General features: G+C 49.8%; 14 protein-coding genes. 13 read left to right on the top strand and 1 reads right to left on the bottom strand.

What is annotated here, in order from left to right; translation table 11 throughout:
• The first annotated feature begins 33 nt into the window (after nucleotides 1–33).
• The 9 genes from HY811_06230 to HY811_06270 all read left to right on the top strand — a co-directional run bounded on the left by HY811_06230 (nucleotide 34) and on the right by HY811_06270 (nucleotide 10942).
• A complete protein-coding gene (locus HY811_06230) occupies nucleotides 34–714 on the top strand; it encodes a class I SAM-dependent methyltransferase (protein ID MBI4834396.1) in 681 nt (226 codons plus the stop codon).
• A 15-nt stretch (nucleotides 715–729) separates the two neighbouring features.
• Complete coding sequence (locus tag HY811_06235; protein ID MBI4834397.1) at nucleotides 730–1803, top strand: HEAT repeat domain-containing protein; 1074 nt, start codon at nucleotides 730–732, stop codon at nucleotides 1801–1803.
• Nucleotides 1804–1845: 42 nt separating this feature from the next.
• Nucleotides 1846–2832 (top strand): glycosyltransferase family 4 protein, encoded by a 987-nt coding sequence (locus HY811_06240; protein MBI4834398.1) that lies wholly within the window; start codon nucleotides 1846–1848, stop codon nucleotides 2830–2832.
• Nucleotides 2833–2946: 114 nt separating this feature from the next.
• A complete protein-coding gene (locus HY811_06245) occupies nucleotides 2947–6327 on the top strand; it encodes a HEAT repeat domain-containing protein (GenBank protein ID MBI4834399.1) in 3381 nt (1126 codons plus the stop codon).
• A gap of 6 nt (nucleotides 6328–6333) precedes the next feature.
• Entirely contained in the window at nucleotides 6334–7809 is a 1476-nt protein-coding gene (locus tag HY811_06250) for a glycosyltransferase (GenBank protein ID MBI4834400.1), read from the top strand.
• A 122-nt stretch (nucleotides 7810–7931) separates the two neighbouring features.
• Nucleotides 7932–8564 (top strand): hypothetical protein, encoded by a 633-nt coding sequence (locus HY811_06255; protein ID MBI4834401.1) that lies wholly within the window; start codon nucleotides 7932–7934, stop codon nucleotides 8562–8564.
• Nucleotides 8564–9226: an isoprenylcysteine carboxylmethyltransferase family protein gene (locus HY811_06260; protein MBI4834402.1), complete on the top strand. Its 663-nt coding sequence runs from the start codon at nucleotides 8564–8566 to the stop codon at nucleotides 9224–9226. The genes HY811_06255 and HY811_06260 overlap by 1 nt, the downstream gene beginning before the upstream one ends.
• A 90-nt stretch (nucleotides 9227–9316) precedes the next feature.
• Nucleotides 9317–10441, top strand: a complete 1125-nt coding sequence (locus HY811_06265; GenBank protein ID MBI4834403.1) for a type IV pilus twitching motility protein PilT — start codon at nucleotides 9317–9319, stop codon at nucleotides 10439–10441.
• A gap of 21 nt (nucleotides 10442–10462) precedes the next feature.
• A complete protein-coding gene (locus HY811_06270; protein MBI4834404.1) occupies nucleotides 10463–10942 on the top strand; it encodes a hypothetical protein in 480 nt (159 codons plus the stop codon).
• A gap of 8 nt (nucleotides 10943–10950) precedes the next feature.
• On the opposite strand, the gene folE is transcribed toward HY811_06270, so the two are convergent.
• On the bottom strand, nucleotides 10951–11514 hold the full coding sequence (gene folE / locus HY811_06275; protein MBI4834405.1) for a GTP cyclohydrolase I FolE: 564 nt from the start codon (nucleotides 11512–11514) through the stop codon (nucleotides 10951–10953).
• Nucleotides 11515–11649: 135 nt separating this feature from the next.
• Here folE and HY811_06280 point away from each other — a divergent pair, with 135 nt between their 5' ends.
• The 4 genes from HY811_06280 to HY811_06295 are packed head-to-tail and all read left to right on the top strand — an operon-like array spanning nucleotide 11650 to nucleotide 18043.
• Complete coding sequence (locus tag HY811_06280) at nucleotides 11650–12267, top strand: TetR/AcrR family transcriptional regulator (GenBank protein MBI4834406.1); 618 nt, start codon at nucleotides 11650–11652, stop codon at nucleotides 12265–12267.
• 11 nt (nucleotides 12268–12278) lie between these two features.
• Nucleotides 12279–13718, top strand: coding sequence for a TolC family protein (locus tag HY811_06285; GenBank protein MBI4834407.1), 1440 nt, complete (start codon nucleotides 12279–12281; stop codon nucleotides 13716–13718).
• 21 nt (nucleotides 13719–13739) lie between these two features.
• Entirely contained in the window at nucleotides 13740–14873 is a 1134-nt protein-coding gene (locus HY811_06290) for an efflux RND transporter periplasmic adaptor subunit (GenBank protein ID MBI4834408.1), read from the top strand.
• 23 nt (nucleotides 14874–14896) lie between these two features.
• Nucleotides 14897–18043 carry an efflux RND transporter permease subunit gene (locus HY811_06295; GenBank protein MBI4834409.1) on the top strand — a complete coding sequence of 1049 codons (3147 nt, stop codon included), beginning with the start codon at nucleotides 14897–14899 and terminating at the stop codon, nucleotides 18041–18043.
• Nucleotides 18044–18340: the final 297 nt, after the last annotated feature.

Genomic DNA, 18340 nt, shown 5'->3' on the forward strand with positions numbered 1-18340 from the left:
GTTTGGCAAACCACAAGCGAAAGGAGGAAAGATATGAAAACCAATTATGCCGGGCATGAAAGTGTTTACCGCAAGCATAAGGCAACCGGGAAAGACGGATGGGACGCCGACCCTGTTTCAACCAAAGAAACGCTTGATACGATGGAAAAAGCGCTCAAATCCGGCTATCTCCCCAAGAAGGGCCGGATGATAGAGCTGGGCTGTGGAGCCGGAAACGTCGCCTTGTGGCTTGCCGATAAGGGGTACGAGATTTCCGGGGTAGAGATTTCCTCGACCGCCGTGGAATGGGCCAAGGAAAAGGCCAAGGCGAAGAATATCAAGGCCGATTTCCGCGTCGGGAATGTCGTGGATTTAAAGGACTATAAAGATAATACCTTTGATTTCGTCCTGGACGGCCATTGCCTGCATTGCATTATCGGGGATGACCGGAAGCAATTCCTGAAAAACGCCCTGAGAATCATAAAGCCCAAGGGGGTGTTCTTCGTGGATACCATGTGCGGGGAGATACTGAACGAGGATTTGAAGAAACAATTCGACCCCAAGACCCGATGTTTAATATTGCCGGACGGCACCGCCCAGCGCTATATCGGATTGGCCGAAGATATCGTCCGGGAAGTCAAAGACGCCGGGTTCAAGGTCCTGCACCACGAAATCAGCCTGCGCAAATCCAAGGACGATAACGATACGGTCCTGGTCTACGCGGTGAAGGAATAAAAAGGAGTAAAAAACATGCTAAACCCAGGCAAGAAGATAATATTCCCAACGCTGGTTTTATTTTCCGTGTTTTTCGGGATGCTTATGCGGGCAGAGGCGCAAACTCCGCAAGCCGAAAAGGAGAAGCGCAGCACGCAAATAAAAGAGCTGACCGAAAGGCTCAAAAGCAAAGACTCCAGGAAAAGAGAGGAAGCCGCCTATTACCTTATGGATATGAAGGCGATTGAGGCCGCCCCGGAACTCCGGAAGCTTCTGGAAGACGAGGATACCGATGTGCGCGAGACGGTTATCGAGGCGCTGGGAACAATCGGCGACAAGGAATCAATTCCGTTAATAAGGAAATTTTTATCCGATAAGGAAGACGGCCTCCGCGCCACGTCCGTGCAGGCCCTGGCGCGGCTTAAGGACAAGGAATCCATTCCGGCAATCAGAAAGGCGCTTTCGGATGAATACCCGCCGGTGCGCGTTTACGCGGCGGTCGGGCTGGGCAAATTAGGCGATAAGGACGCGATTCCTTTGATACGAAAGCTTTTAAGGGATGATAACGATATCGCCTGCGAAGCGGCCATAAGCGTTTTGGCTGATTTCGGCGACCGGGAATCTATCCCGCGTTTCCGCGAGCTTTTGGACGACCCCTCCGGGCTGGTGCGCGGGTCGGCCGTTGACGCGCTGGCTAAATTCGGCGACAAGGAATCCATTCCCAAGATAAAGAGCCTTCTGGAGAAAAAAGACATCCCCTCCCGCACCTCCGCCCTGTCCGCGCTCGGGATATTGCAGGACCGCGGTTCGCTGCCGGAGATAAAAAAGGCGCTTTCCGATAAGGAATGGACCGTGCGGCTTTCCGCCGCCCAGGCGCTCCTTAAATTCAAGGATAAGGAACTCCTTCCTGTGGTTATAAAAATGTTCGAAGACAAAGACAAGCTCTTGCGCGGGTGGCTGGCCGTTTACATGGTGGAAGAAGGCGAGACCTCTTCCGTCCCGAAATCCGCCATCGCGGATATCAAAGAGCTTTACAAGACATGGCTGAGCGAAAGAGGAACCGCGCAGGTCGAAAAGGCATTGAAAGAACTGGGCGCCGCCGATAAATAATTATTTTGATTCGCAATCCGCTTTATGTTTTAATCAACAGCCATGAAAGTATTGTTTTTAGGTCGGGGCCATAACCATCCGGCGACCCGTTACCGCATCACGCAGTTTTTGGATTATTTCCGCTTGAACCGGGTGGAGCCGGTGATTGAGGATTTTCCAGACGGCTTTTTCAAGTGGTGGCGCCTGAGCAAGAAGAAATACGATATCGTCTTCATCCAGAAAAAGCGCGTTTCCGTATTCTGGCTGGAGCGTTTTAAGTCGCAGGGCGCCAAGGTCCTGTATGATTTCGACGATGCCGTGATGTTCGCCTCCTCACGCCACGCCACGCCAGATTCTCCCAAGAGAATGAAAGCGTTTGTCAAGATGGTCAAGGCAAGCGACGGCATCATCGCCGGGAATCCGTATTTGAAAGAGCAGGCCGAGCAGTATAACAAGAAAGCCTGGATTATCCCGACCTCAATGGATACGGAAAAATACCCGATAGCCCGGCACGGGACCAAAGACCCGGCAACCCCGGTAATCCTCGGCTGGATAGGCGGGGGAAAGTCGCTGGTATTTCTTCAGGCGCTTTTGCCTGCCCTGGAAGAGTTGGCGGGCAAGTTTAACATACAGCTAAAGATAGTCTGCAACGCGTTCTTTGATTCGGATAAGATAAAGATTATCAAAAAGCAGTGGAAAGAAGAGCACGAGATTTTGGACGTCCTAACGTTTGACATCGGTTTGGCGCCGCTGCCGGATGACCCATGGAGCAAAGGCAAATGCGCCGCGAAGTTATTGCAATACATGGCGGGCGGGATTCCATCGGTCGCCTCTCCGGTCGGCGTCCATACGGAGATAATACAGGAAGGCGTCAACGGGCTCCTGGCAACAACGCCGGAAGAATGGAAGGCGAAGCTTGAGCGGTTGATAGCCGACGCCAAGTTGCGTGAATCCTGCGGGCTTGAAGCGAGGAAGACGGTGGAGGAAAGATATTCTGTAAAATCGAGCGCGCCGAAACTGATAAATATATTTAAAGAAATCGTTAAATAATGACTTGTCCCGACGCTGCCGGTCGGGACGCCTGGATAATAATGAACGTATCCCTCTTTGCTATGCTCAGAGGGGCGCTTGAATGATGATTTTAGTAGAAGCGGAGGCTGTATTATGAAAAAACTAAACGAAGTATTATTGGTAACTTTCACAACGGCTTGTTTGATGTTAACCGCCTGCGATTCGAAGCAAGGGGAAAGCCGCGCGCCGGATAAGGGACAGACAGGCAAAGCACCTGATAAGGTGGAGCCGATTCCTTATTCGGATTCGTTCCTGATAGATAATCCGCCCATCACGCGCGCGGTGGAGGGAAATCCGTTGAAATATGCCGCCCAAAGGATAGACCTTGATTTGGACAGTTTCGAACTGCCCCGCCCTTACGAAGGCCTTTACCGTTTGGCATGCCGCTTCCCGATTATTGATGCGGTGGCGAACCGCCCGCTTTATATGAAGCAATGGGCCGAGGATACGACCGAGCAAATTAATAAATTCCATAAAGAAAAGGGATTGGGAGCAATTCCTTTTGCCATCAGTGTGCTTCGGGAAACAGACCAGTTCCCGATGAAGGATTACGGCCCGGACGAAAAAGCAATGAAGGCACTAAAAGAAGATTTAAGCAAATCGAACTTCACGCCGAAGTATCAGGAAATATTGCTGAATCTATACGGCGGCTATTCGATTGCCCAGCAAATGGTGAAGGCAGCCAAAGGCAATCTTTCCGAAGACGACCTGAAATTCTTTTACGCCAATCCCGGCTATTTTCTTGCCCCGGACGGAAAGAGGATGCCCTCTGTCACGGGAAATGTGGACACGCACTTTATGTTTATCGAGCGTGCCCGGAAAGTTGGGTATGAATATATTTTCGCCGCGGCAATGATACTGGCCGATGCCTCTTCCGGATATGTTAATGCGACAAAGGGATTCAAACAAGCCGATTACTTCACCGACCCGGATAAAGCCAATGAAACTTTTAACTGCGGGGATATGGTCATCACCGGATTCGGGGATGATGAGCATAAAAACACTGCGTCATTCTTAATAGACTTGGGCGGGAATGATACTTACACGAATAATGCCGGCGGTTCCTTCGGGACCAAAGGTGATGTCGCCGTATGCCTCGACCATTCGGGAGACGATTATTACAAAGCGCCGGATAAAAGCTATGTCCAGGGATTCGGGTTTTTGGGAGTGGGATATTTAATCGACCTTGCCGGGAACGACAAATACTATGCCAAACACTTCTCGCAGGGCGTCGGAATCATCGGGGTCGGTGCGATATATGATGTAACAGGCGATGATATCTACGACGCGCATGCCGTCTGCCAGGGCGCGGGGATAATCGGCGTGGGGATGATTCTTGATACGTCCGGGAATGATTTATACGATTGCGCGACAAACGGGCAGGGCTCGGCAACGACCTTGGGGCTGGGCGTTTTATCCGACCTTGAAGGGAATGACAAATACCAGTTAGCGCTGGATAAGAATAAAGATAATCTCGGCGTAGGCCCGCTCCCCGGATACGGGCAGGGAGGGGCGCTTTCCTTCCGCCCCTGGCCGCCGACAAAGAAATTCACGCCCTACGGCGGCATCGGGATTCTGACCGACGGCGCCGGGAACGATACCTATCAAACCGCGGGCTGGTGCGACCAGGGCGGGAGTTATATTATGTCTCTTGGCGCGCTGGTTGATTATGCCGGTAACGACAATTACACCAACGGCCGCGGCGGCGGGAGCTCCATCCATATCACCAACGCGATTATCATAGATAAAGACGGGGATGATGTTTACAACACCAATTTCCTGGGGTTCGGCTCGGGCAGCGACCGCTCGCCGGGAATCTTTATCGATTACCGCGGGAACGATACTTATAATAAAGACAAAGATTGCGTCATGTCTTACGGCGCGGGCTGTAAGCCTTTAGGGTTTTCCCTGTTTATCGATTACGAAGGCGTGGATACCTATCACTGCAAATATCCAGCATTGCCGACCGACCATCCGGGCGAGAGTTTCGGCGGCATTTCTCCGGAATCTGATTGCCGCGCCTGGCCGTATTCCATCTTCCTGGATTTGGGCGGGAAGGATAATTACCAGATACCGCTTAGAGAAAACGATACGGAAAGATTCAGTTACGGACACGGAATACACTTGGATACCACATGGCCCGACGGAGATGTCATCGGCAAGATTACCAATCCCCTGCCGCCATACGGCGATTATAAGCTTCCGCAAACCGTAAATAACGAATATATCAAGCTCCTGCAGAATCCGGATTTATTCAGCCGGTTTCAGGCAATCGGGCAGATTTCCAATGCCGGGCCAGAAATCATCCCGCAACTGGTCGAATCAATCGTCAACTCTACCCACCGACAGTTTAACCGCGACATCATGGAGTGCATACATTATTATTTGACGCGTGATAAGATTAGCGGAAAAGAATCCGCGCAGCTGGTTCCTTTGCTGAAAGCGGCGGATGCGGAAGTGCGGATAATCATCGCGCACGATTTGGGATTGTGGGGTTTTAAGAACGCCATCCCGGCGCTTCTTGAGACCTTGGAAAAAGATTCCGAGGGACAGGTGCGCCGGTTTGCCTTGGCCGGCTTGTTATTACTTGATGCGCGCGAGGCATTGCCGCTAGTCCGCAAACTCCTTGCAACAGATTCCACGGCTGATGTCCGGCGCGTGGCGATAGGATACCTCGACAAGCTTGACCGGGAAAACTCAATTGACTTAATCCTGAAAGCAATGGAAACGGATTCCAGTCCGATAGTGCGGGGAACCGCGGCAGAGGTTTTCGTCAATTACCGGGATGAACGCGCCAAAGGTGTTTTAGAACGTGCCGTTAAATCAGATGATGTCTACCTCCGGCGCGCGGCGGCCAAGGGGCTGGCCAATTTCGGGAACTTCGCGGCGCTGGAAATCCTGATAGATTCGATGGACTTCCGCTCCATAGATACTTCAGGCAATTACGGCGAGAACGTGCCGGCTTATATCGCGCGGTATACCGGGGTGAATACGCCGGGGGACGGCAGCCCTTACGACCCGGCGGCGTGGAAGAAATGGCTGAAGGAAAATAAGGATAAAATAGACATCAGGAAGAATGCCGATGCCTATCTTGATTTCGCTTTGGTTACGGAAAACAGTGCCAATCTTTCGGACGAAGAGAAAATCCGTCAGTATGAAGAATTCCTGGCGAAATTCCCGGGTTATATCCCGGCCAGAGAGGTTTTAGGGAATCTCTTGAACGGAGTCGCCTGGAACATGGTCACGGCGGATAAATCAACCCCGGCGTTTAATGCCGAACTGGGATTAAAATACGCGATAAGGGCGGTTGAATTAAATCCGATTCCGATGATTATCGATACGCTGGCCGAGGCATACGAAGCCAACGGGCAGATAGACGACGCGATAGAGATCTGCGAAGAGCAATTGAAGAAAACCCCGGAGGAGGCGATGTTTAAAGAAAGGTTTGAGCGTTACAGGAAAATGAAAGAATAGAAAGCCATGCCGAAAATAAGCGTTGTCATTGCCGCGTATAATAACGGCAAATTCCTGCCGGAGGTTCTGGAATCCATCTTTAGCCAAACGGAGAAGAACTTTGAAATTATCGTGGTGGATGACGCCTCCGAGGATAATACGCAGGAAATAATGCAGCAATACCGCAACCGGGTGGTTTATGTCCGCCTGGCAGCCAACGGCGGCTCGGCCATTGCCTGGAACAAGGCGATAGAATTAGCCAAGGGGGAATATATCGTGCTGGCTGCGGCGGATGATGTCTGGATGCCTGACAGATTGGAACTGCAGGCGAAAGTGCTGGATGAAAAGCCGGAGATCAGCCTGGTTTACGGCAAATGCATTACGGTGGATGAAAAAGGGAATCCGCTGAAGGAAGATATTATCCATAAAACGCATCCCGCGGGAAAAGTATTTCTGGAGCTGTTCAGCCGGGATAACTTTATGCCCGCCTCGACGGTGATGTTCAGGAAAGCGCTTCTGGCAAAATCAGGCATGCTGGACAGCGCGTTCAGGCTCTGCCAGGATTACGATTTCTATATGCGCCTGGCGCGGTATAGCGAGGCTGCTTTTGTGGACAAGGTTCTGGTCAAATACCGGAAACACGCCGGCTCGGTCACCACCGGCAAGCGCCATAACGCCTTTGCCTTCCAACGCAAGGTGATAGACAAAATCTGGAACCTCTATAAAGCGGATATAGAATCCGGCATAACCGAAGGGCTTTACCACAAAAGATTGGTTAAGCAGTCCTTAAAAGAAGGACGATATTATTTAAGGCGCAAGGAAAAATCACTCGCCCGCGAAAGCCTGCGGGAAGGGTTTAAATACAGCCTTTTTAACTTAAGCTTATTGTTCCAGTATTTAAGGACAATGAAAACAATCGAAAGAATCGGCAAGCGCATCAGGAAATTCAACCTAAAACTGGCGTTCCTTTTCCTGATAATCGTCTCGCTCATTTACCTGGCAATCAAACTGCCCGAGCCGGAATATTTATTGCCGTTTTATATCGGCGGGCTGGCGCTGGTTATCTTCGGGGAAATCGTGCGCGTCTGGGCGACCGGCCACTTGGAAAAGAATAAATCGCTGACCACGAGCGGTCCTTACGGCTATGTCAAAAACCCGATGTACGTGGGCTCATTCATCATCATGCTCGGCTTTAATGCCATGGCGTTTAATCCTTATATACATTATATATTGGCGCTTGAGTTATTGTCGTTCGTTTTCTATTATGTCCCTGTCAAGCGCAAGACCGAAAGCCCGCGGCTGGTGGAAAAGTTCGGAGAGGCTTATCTTGATTACGATAAAAAAGTGCCGGATTACATCCCGCGCCGTTTCAGCGCGTATCAGGGGGAGAATTCGGAAAAGAAATGGACCAGGGCGGTATTTTCCGAGAACAATGAGCTGCACGTCGGCTTTATGGTGCTTCTCGGCGCGATTGCCGTAACACTGCGGTTTTGGATTCATTAATAAAATAAGTAAGCAGATTGAGCGGATAACAATTCATTTGTAATATAAAACGATTTGTTAATTCTTATATAAAAGTTAAGTGAATTAATTCGAATTATCCGTTAATCCGTGTACAGTATAAGATGAAAGTCATTCAAGTCCTTAAAGACAATCCGCCGCTGTCGCCGATTACCCGCTTGGTGGAATACGAGGGGAGAAAAGCCGTCTGGAAAGATTATTCCGAGCGCAGTTTTTGGGTAAAGGATATCTGGGGGAAGTTGCTTATCCGCCACGAAGCGCAAAGCATCAAGCGACTTGAGGGGATAAAAGGCATCCCAAGATTAATCAAGCGGGTGGGCGAATACGGATTTTTAATGGAACATATCGAAGGCGAGCCGCTCAAGAAATTTAAAAAAGAGACGCTTCCTTTCAGCGTGTTTGGTAAAATGTCCGGCCTGGTAAAAAAACTCCACCAACGAGGGGTCGTACACCTGGATTTAGGGCAGAAAAAGAACATACTTCTGGATAAAGAGTATAATCCGTATTTCATAGACTTTGCCAATGCGCTTTATTTCAGGAAAGACGCTCTAGGATTTAATGCATTGTTTAAGATGCTATCCCTGATAGACTACAGCTCGCTTTTAAAGTTTAAGCACCGCTTTTTCCCGGAGACGCTGACGGAAAAAGAAAAGCGGCGGTTAAAATGGTTTTTCTTCAGCCGCCACTTTTGGATATTCAAACCTAAAACATACAGGCAGAAAGACAAGGTGCTTTAATGAAATTAAGAACGAATATCCGCCGTGTTTTTATCGTGGTGATTTTGCTTTGGTCGCATCCGGAATTGTATCCCTTTCTTATCGGCGCCGGATTGGTTGTGATAGGCCAAATCATCCATTTTATTTCCGCCGGATATTTAACCAAGCAATCAGAGCTAACCACGGCCGGGCCGTACCGCTTTGTGCGCAATCCTTTTTATGCGGGAAATATTCTGACTGATATCGGTTTGTGCCTAATGGCGAATAATCCGTATGTTGCAGCCATCTTTTTACCCTTGTTTTACCTGGTGGTTATCCCGCGCCGGGTAAAGAAAGAAGAAAAATTCCTTTCCGAAAAGTTCGGAAACGCGTATGTAGAATTCTGTAACAAGGTGCCGAGATTTTTCCCGCGCTTATGGCCGGCCAAATTGGATAAAATAAGCGGATGTTTTTCCTGGGGGCAGATTATAAAATACCGTGAAATATGGCGTGTCATGCGGGCGTTCGGTCTCGTTATCATATTTTATCTTCAATATCGTATTGGTTTTGACCTTATCAATAATACCGCCCGATGGAATGATTTACTAAACAATTCTGTAAACATGCATCTTTTAATAGTGCTGGCGATTATCATAATAATCCCGCCGATTATCCAATTCGGATTTATTTCCAAGAAACGGTAATTTTCTTCGTTTCGAGAGTTCCCGATTATATTAAAGGTTAAAGCGAAAAAGATTGACTTCATCGTTATGACATAGTAATATAAAACCATCATGGGAGATACGAAAAACTATCAGGGACTTTTTGCCACAATGGTGGCTGAAAAGGCATCTGACCTTTTTGTCAAAGTGGGCGTTCCGCCTTCCATCCGCGTGAGCGGAAAGATGAGGACGGTTGACGGCCCTCCGGTTACCGAAGATATTGTCAAGCAGATGTTCGAGGATATCACCAATGAACGCCTGCGCAAGGAGTTCGAAGCCAAAGGCGAGGTGGATACTTCTTATGAAATGTTCGGCGTGGGCAGATTCCGCGCCAATATTTTTAAGCAAAGAGGAACTTTGGCAATGGTTTTTAGGCACGTCCAAAGCAAGATTCCTCCGCTGGAAGAAATCAATGTTCCGATGGCGCCTTTGCAGAAACTATGCCTGGCAAAAAGGGGCTTGATACTCCTGACCGGGACGGCCGGAAGCGGAAAATCCACGACCATTGCCAGCATGATAAATTATATCAACCAGAATTACCATAAGCATATCATTACCCTAGAAGACCCGATAGAATATTTATTCCGCGACGATAAAAGCGTGATTGACCAGCGCGAAGTAGGAATAGATACCCATTCATTTGCCCAGGCCTTGCGCTCTTCCTTGCGCCAGAGCCCGGACATCATCATGATAGGCGAAATGCGCGACCTGGCAACCATGGAGGCGGCGCTTAACGCGGCCGATACCGGGCACCTGGTCATCAGCACTTTGCATACGATAAACGCCTCGCAGACCGTGGAAAGAATCATCAACTTTTTCCCGCCGCACCAGCATCAGCTTTTGCGGGAACAACTGTCCATGCTTCTGGAAGGCGTGATTTCAATGAGGCTATTGCCCAGGCGTGACGGCAAGGGCCTTATCCCGGCTGTGGAAATACTACTCAATACCCCGACCATCAAAGAGCTTTTGTTCAACGGAAAGACCAGGGAGTTATACAACGCGCTCAAAGAAGGCGCTTATTACGGGACGCAGACCTACAACCAGTCTTTAAAAGACCTTTATATGAAAGAGCTGATTACCCTGGAAGATGCCATGGCCGGCGCGGACAGCCCGGACGAACTAAAGCTTGAGATACGCGGAATCAAGAAGGGGTCAGCAGCAGGCGATTTCGATTTCACCAAATTCAAGCCCAAATAAAGCATAGTTCAATAGCTAGATATGAATCATTCGATGACCACTGGTTTTAGTTTCGGTTCTACCTCAGGCATCATTACTACGCTTGGCTTGATGGTTGGTCTGCATTCGGTTTCCCCCGATAAACTGGTGGTTCTGGGCGGGATATTGACCATCGCGATTGCCGATGCTTTTTCCGACGCCTTGGGGATGCATGTTTCCGAGGAGGCCGAAAATAAGCACACCCCCAGAGAAATATGGGAAGCAACTATTTCTACTTGGGCGGCGAAATTTATAACCGCCTGCACATTCCTCGTTCCGCTGGTGCTTTTTTCCGTTGAAACCGCCATTACCGTGAGCGTGATTTACGGGATGAGCCTTTTAAGCATAAGCAGTTATTTCCTGGCCAAAAAGCAGGGTGTTAAACCGATAACCGTGATCTTTGAGCATGTTTTTATCGCCGCCCTGGTTGTCGCCATCACGCATTACATCGGGGATATCATCCATTCGTTTTGCAAGGTTTGAGGAAAGGGTTATTTCTGCCTGATTAATGCCATTGCCTCGGCGCGCGTGGCGGCGTTCTTCCTGAAGACTCCCCTGACGACGGATGTGATTACCTTTGAACCGGGTTTCTTGACTCCCCGCATGGTCATGCAGAGATGCTCGGCTTCTATTATCACCATTACTCCCCGTGGTTTCAATGCCTTGTGGATGGTTTCGGCAACCGCGGTGGTCAATGCTTCCTGCACCTGAGGGCGCTTGGAAAGTATTTCCACTACCCGGGCAAGCTTGCTTATCCCGCAGACGCGTGAGCCGCCCGGCAGGTAAGCCACATGGGCCTTGCCGATAAAAGGGAGAAGATGGTGTTCGCACACGGAAAAGAAGGGGATATCGCGGATAAGGACGATTTCGTCATGGTCCTGGGAGAGAAGCACCTTGATTACCCGCGCCGGGTTGGTGCCGATTCCGGAATAGATTTCCTCGCACATTTCGGCCACCCTCCTGGGCGTTTCTTTTAAGCCGGTACGCTTGGGGTCGTCACCGATTCCCTCCAGGAAAAGCCGTATCGATTGCTCAATCTTTTTCTTGTTTATCATAAAGGAAAGATTAAAGGATACACTTTAGCCGGAAGCGCGTCAATAAAATAAATTTGTGTTGTAGCGGGATTTTTCTTGACAAGCAGGCGACTTTAATATAATATAAGTTCAGACGGACGCGTCCGTCCAATTGTTATGGCAAAAAAGAATGCAGTAAAGGAATCCAGCCCGCTGGAAAGAAGCGGGCAAATCCTGGATGCCGCCACAAAGTTTTTTAGCCGCGATGGCTACCGCCTGACCGATGTCCAGGATATCGCCGACAAACTCAAACTCGGCAAGGGAACGGTTTACCGCCATTTCAAATCCAAGCGGAAGCTTTTTACATCTATTATAGAGCGCGGCATGCAGCGGCTGGTAGCGGAAATCCATTCCAAAATAGAAGGCGCAGGAAATCCGCTGGAAAGGCTCGAGCTGGCAATCATGGCGCACCTGGATTTCTTCGAACGGAATAAGGATTTGATTGAACTCTTCATGCATGAACGCAGTGAATTCAAGGACCACTTCAAGCCGCTTTACCTTAAATATTACCAGGAACACCAGAAACGGATTGAATATATCATAAAAGAATGCGTCCAGAAAAAGCTGGTTAAACCCGTTGAGCCCAGAGGGGTTGCCAGCGTCCTGACGGACCTTTATTACGGGGTTTTGTTTACCGCCTATCTGGGAGAAGGCAAGAATAGCCTGCAGCAAAAAGGCAGATACATAATAGATATATTTCTGAAAAACATGATGACGGGAGCCCGTTATGATTAAGGAGGCTTTTTATGAGATGTAAATTCGGATTAGTAGCTTTAATCGGTTTCTTTTCCCTGGTTTCCTGCATCGCGAGCCGGCCGGTAAATTACCCGGCGGGAAATTACGAGGTGGTTATCCCCTCGCGGGATTCCGGGCCAACCGAGGTCTCTTACGCCGTGCCGCTCTTTGCGGATAATAACCAAGCCGTTCCCGGCAAAGGCAAAATAGCGCTTTCGCTGGATACCTGCATCAAGGCGGCCCTGGAAAATAACCGCCAGCTTTTGAGCGCTATGGAAGGCAAAAATAAGGCAAAAGGCAGGCTAAAAGAAACCGAAGCCTTGAGATACCCGCAGCTTACCGTGAATCTTACTTATACCAGGATTGATGAAATAAACACATTTGATATAGGCCCGACGACAATCGAAACCGGTTCGCTGGATAATTATAAGGGCGAGGCATCCTTAAAGCAATTGTTATACCAGGGCGGTAAAATAAGAGCGCTGATTTATTCGGCCGAGCTAGGCCAGCGTATCGCCGCATTGCAATTTGATGACACGAAAGAAGCGATATATTTCCTCGTTGCCAAGTCTTATTACGATGTTGTCTTAAACCAGGAAATACTCGACGTCAACAAGAAGAGCCTGGAAACGACCAGCGCCCACCGGGATAACGTCAAGGCGTTAAAAGGACAGGGCATGGTTTCCGATTACGAATTACTGCGCGCCGAAGTGCAGGTAAGCAACCTCAAAACCCTGGTCATGCAGGCGGAAAGCAATTTGAAATTATCCAAACTTACTTTATTGCGCGTGATGGGCGCCCCGACCGATGATGAAAGCGCGGAAATAGAACTGATTGATAAATTTGATTACATTGCTCAAACGACGGATTTGCAGAAATCCATGGAAACAGCGTTTAACTTAAGGCCCGACCTTGCCCAGGCAGGACTTTTGGTCAAGATGCAGAAGGAAAGCATCAAAGCCGCCCGGGCGGATTTAAGGCCGACCGTTTCGGTTTTCGCCAACGGGGGAGAGGAAAAGCCTTCCCGTAAGGTCTTCGGAGGGACAGAATGGGGCGATTACTGGAACGCCGGCGGCATGGTCTCGTTCCCGCTTTTTGAAGGCGGCAAGACCCGGGGGAAAATCATGCAGGAAAAAGCCGTCCTCCACCAATACCAACTGGCTTTGAGCGATACCGAGGAAAAAGTCCGCTATGAAGTAAAGCAGGCGTTTCTTACCCTGAAAGACGCTGAGGAAATGATTAACGCGCAGAAGGAAAACGTCAAGCAGGCGCGCGAAGGCCTGCGCCTGGCAGAGCTTGGTTACAAGAACGGAGTGAATACACAGCTGGAGGTAATGGACGCCCAAACAGCCCTCGATATCGCCCAGAAAAATTATCTTTCGTCCTTATACGGCTATAATGTTGCGTATTTAATGCTAAAGAAATCCATGGGTGTTTTGAACAGCAAATAATATTTAATGAAAGGAAAGAATATGAAGAAAATAATTATTTCAGGATGCATCATTCTGGCCGGTTTGGCCTTAATAGTTTTTCCGGGCTGTAAAAAGAAAGCCGCGGCGGCTAACGGCGAACAGGAAAAGATTCCTGTCAACGTGGTGCTTGCCGCCAAGAGCGATATCAGCGATATCGTTGCCTTGACCGGAAATATCGAAGCGATTAACACCGCCGATGTTTTCCCGAAGGTGACTGGCCGGGTGGAAGAACGGTTCGTGAATAACGGAGACATGGTAAAAACCGGCAACAAGCTGGCTGTGCTTGAGCACTCGCTGATTACCGCGCAGGTAAAGCAGTGGGCGGCTTCTTTGGAAGCGGCCGACCAGCAGCTGAACCAGTTGGAAATAAACCTGGTGAACCTCGGCAAGGACCTGGAACGGATTTCATCCTTGGCCGATTCCGGCGCCGTTTCCGAGCAGAAGAAAGATGATATAGAAACAAAATATAACGCCATGCAGGCGCAGAAAAAACAAGTCCAGGCGCAGAAAAAGCAGTCCGAAGCCATGCTCGAACAAGCTGTGATACAGGAAAGGGAAGCGACTATCGTTTCTCCCGTAGACGGGTTTGTCGCGGCGTGCTATTTGGAAAAAGGCGACATGGCGGCGCCTTCCCAGCCGGCGTTTAAAATCGTCCAGATAGAAAAAGTTAAGATAATCGCGCACCTTTCGGAAAACGATTTCACCAGAGTGAACACCAAAACTCCCGCCCGGTTAAAAATCGGGAACGAGCCGGAGATTTCCTGCGCGATAAGCAATATTTCCCCGGCGCTCGATTTGCGCACCCGTTCGGCGGAACTGGAAATACACCTTGATAATCCCGAATATAAACTGAAACCAGGCATGTTTGCCGAAGTCGAATTGATAATTTCCACCGAAACCGGAAGAATCGTCATCCCGAAAGATTACATCCTGGTGGAAATGGGCAAATATTTCGTGTTCAAAGTTGTGGACAATAAAATCAAGAAACAGGAAATACAAATCGGCATCCAATCCAAAGGGATGGTTGCCGTTATGGAAGGCATTTCGGAGGAAGACCAGCTTATAACAATCGTGGGCGCCCATCTGAAAGACGGGACGTCGGTTGAAATAATAAAAGAAAGCGCGGCGAAATAGCCCCGCTGAGGGAGAGATTACATATGACTTTTCCAGAATTCGGAGTAAAGCGTCCGGTTACCAACCTGATGATTTTTACGGCGGCAATCGTGCTGGGGTTGTTTTCCCTGCATTTCCTGCCAATTGACCTCATGCCGAAAATCGATCCCCCGGCTATCACCGTGACGACGATTTATCCCGGCGCCTCAGCTGAAGACGTGGAGACAAAAATCACCCAGCCCATCGAAAACGACCTTTCCATCGTTTCCAATCTGGACGAGCTGGTCTCCTTTTCCCAGGAAGGCATTTCCACGGTTACCTGCAAGTTTAACTGGGGAGAAAACCTGGACGAAGCGGCCAATAACATCCGCGACCGGCTGGATTTTACCAAGCGCAAGCTCCCGACCGACGCCCAGCAGCCGATGATTATCAAGTTCGATACCTCGATGATACCGATTTTGGGCATGGGTGTGACGGCAAAGGAATCCTGGGAAAAACTTTACGATATCGTGGATGTCCAGCTGAGCGAGGCATTAAAGCGGGTTCCCGGGGTCGGCGCGATCCAGATCATCGGCGGGATGGAAAGGGAAATCCATGTCGAGCTGAACCAGAATAAAATGGACGCTTACGGGCTTTCGGTGCGTGAAATCGAAAGCGCCATCAAGAACAGCAATATTACCATCCCGGCCGGCAGCCTGAAAGTCGGCAAAAACGAGTATATGCTCCGCATGCCCGGCGAGTTCCAGAAAGTCGGCGAAATCGGAAGAACCATCGTCAAGGAATCCAAAGGCAAACTCGTCCACCTTTCGGATATCGCGTTTGTCAAGGACTCTTTCAAGGAAATGAAAATGAACGTGCTGGTGGACGGCGACAAAGGCATGATGATGATGGTCCAGAAACAGTCCGGCTCCAACAGCGTGGAAGTGGCGCACGCGGTGCGCGATAAGCTGGACGAGATAAGAAAAACCCTGCCCGCGGATGTTAAAATAAACGAAATGTTCAATACCGCCCAGTTTATCGAACAGACGATAGACAACCTTTCGACGACCATAATGTGGGGCGGTATTCTGGTCATTTTGGTCATGCTGTTTTTCCTTAGGGACCTGCGGGGGAGTTTGATTATCGCCCTGACCATCCCGTTTTCATTAATCATTACGCTTATTTTCGTTTACGCCTTCGGGATGACCATCAATATGATGTCCCTAGCCAGCCTTTCAATCGCGGTCGGCATGGTTGTGGATAACGCCGTGGTCGTCCTGGAAAATATTGCGTATCACCGGAGTATCGGCAAGCCTCTAAAAGAAGCGGCGATATTCGGCTCCTCGGAAGTGGGGCTGGCGATTTCCGCCTCGACCCTGACGACCATCGTCGTCTTTGTCCCTCTTATCTTTATGACGGGCATCAGCGGCATAATGTTCAAGGAACTCGGCATTGCCATCATTGTCACGCTTTTGGCGTCGCTCTTTACGGCATTGACCATGACTCCGATGCTTGCCTCCCAGCTTTTGAAAACCGTGGAAGAGGAAAAGGAAGGGTGGTATAAGGTCTTTTATAAATGGAGTGAAAACATCTTCAATAAAATAGAAGCTACTTACGCGAATATGTTAGGCTGGGCGCTTCATAACCGGGCTTTGGTCATCGCCGGCTCATTTATCATTTTCGTTTTATCGGTCCTTCTGGTGCCGTTTATCGGTAGCGAATTCATCCCGGCCGAAGATACCGGAGACCTGTGGATAACCGTGGAACTGCCGGTCGGCAAGCGCGTCGAGGAAACGGTCAAATTCGGGGAGACCCTGCGCAAGATATTCGAGGCGGAAGCCGGCAAATACATAAAACACCTCTTCGTCCGCTCCGGGAAATCAGATTTCGGCTCGATGTCCGGCCAGAAAGAAGGGCCGAATGTCGTCATGGTCGGCGCCAAGCTGGTGGCGCTTTCCGAAAGGGATATCGGGATTGAGGAAATCGGCAACCGGATACGGGAGAAATACAAGCTGCTTCCGGGTGTGGTTAAAATCACGGTGGACAGCGGCAACCCCTTAAACCGGATGCTTATCGGCGGCGCCAAACCCATGTCCGTGGATATCATCGGGGAGGATATGGATAAGACCAACCAATTCGCCGCGGCGGTCAGGGATGTCATGTTGAAAACACCAGGCACCTCAGACGTCTCCATCAGCCGTGATGTCGCCAAGCCGGAACTCTCGATTAATATCAATGAGGATAAGGCCGGATTGGTCGGGTTGAATAAGGCAACCATCGGCCAGACCTTAAGGACATATTTTTACGGCAACGACACTTTGAAATACCGCACCGGCAGGAAAGAATACAATATCCTGATTAACCTGCGTCCAGAAGACCGGCAGTATGTGGAAAACGTGCGCGATATCAGCATTCCTTCTCCGGGCGGGGAAAGGGTTCCGCTTTCAAGCATCGCCGCGATTACGGAAAAAACTGGCTCGATAGAAATCGAGCGCGAAAACCAGGAGCGCATTGTCCGCGTTTCTTCCAATGTCTACGGCCGTTCGCTGGGCGAGGTTGCCGCGGATGTCGAAGAAGGCATCAGCCATATCCCGCGCCCGCCGGATATCAAGGTCAATATCGGAGGGCTAGTCAAGGAGCAGAGGAAATCCTTTGCCGATATGCAGTTATTGCTCCTGCTTTCCATCATGCTCGTTTACATGGTCATGGCGGCGCAGTTTGAATCCTTATTGCATCCCTTTATCATCATGTTTTCCGTGCCGTTCGCCTTTAGCGGAGTGCTGTTCGCGCTTTGGATTGCCGGATACGCTTTGTCGCTGGTGACGATTTTAGGCGCGGTGTTATTGGTCGGTATCGCGGTCAATAACGCGATAGTCCTGATAGATTATATCAATATCCTGCGCTCGCGCGGGGTGGTGCTGGCGGAGGCGGTCCTGCAGGCAGGACGGCGCCGTTTACGCCCGATATTGATGACTTCACTGACCACCATTTTCGGGCTGATACCGATGGCCTTTGCCGGGGGCGAGGGCTCGGAATCCTTCCGCCCGATAGGCATGACCATCTTGAGCGGGCTGACCGTCTCCATGTTCATCAGCCTGATTCTGGTGCCGGTGATTTATAGTTTGGTCAATATGGATAAAAAGGTGATTGCGAAATCCACTACGCCTGCAAACGCACACGACCCTTCGCAAGATATGCCTGAAGGGGGCTAAAGGAAAGGGGGCATCCGCAATATGTTAATCGGGACACCCCCTAGCTACTAGTCTACCCCTGAAAAACCTACACCCGCCTCTACTTGTTGCCATCATTCAGGCGTCCCTGCCGAAGTGCAGGGATGGCTTACACCTGTGATACCGTTACTTCCAAGAACAACTGCGGAACGTCCTTGTAAACGGGCCCGTTATCCTTGCGTAGTAGAACGGAGTCCCGATTCTCGGGGACGAAGTCCAAGTGAGAAGCACCGCCCGGAGTAAAGCGATTCAGTTTTAGCCCCTTATTTATTAATTCCA

Source organism: Planctomycetota bacterium (genome assembly GCA_016207825.1).
GTDB lineage: Bacteria > Planctomycetota > MHYJ01 > JACQXL01 > JACQZI01 > JACQZI01.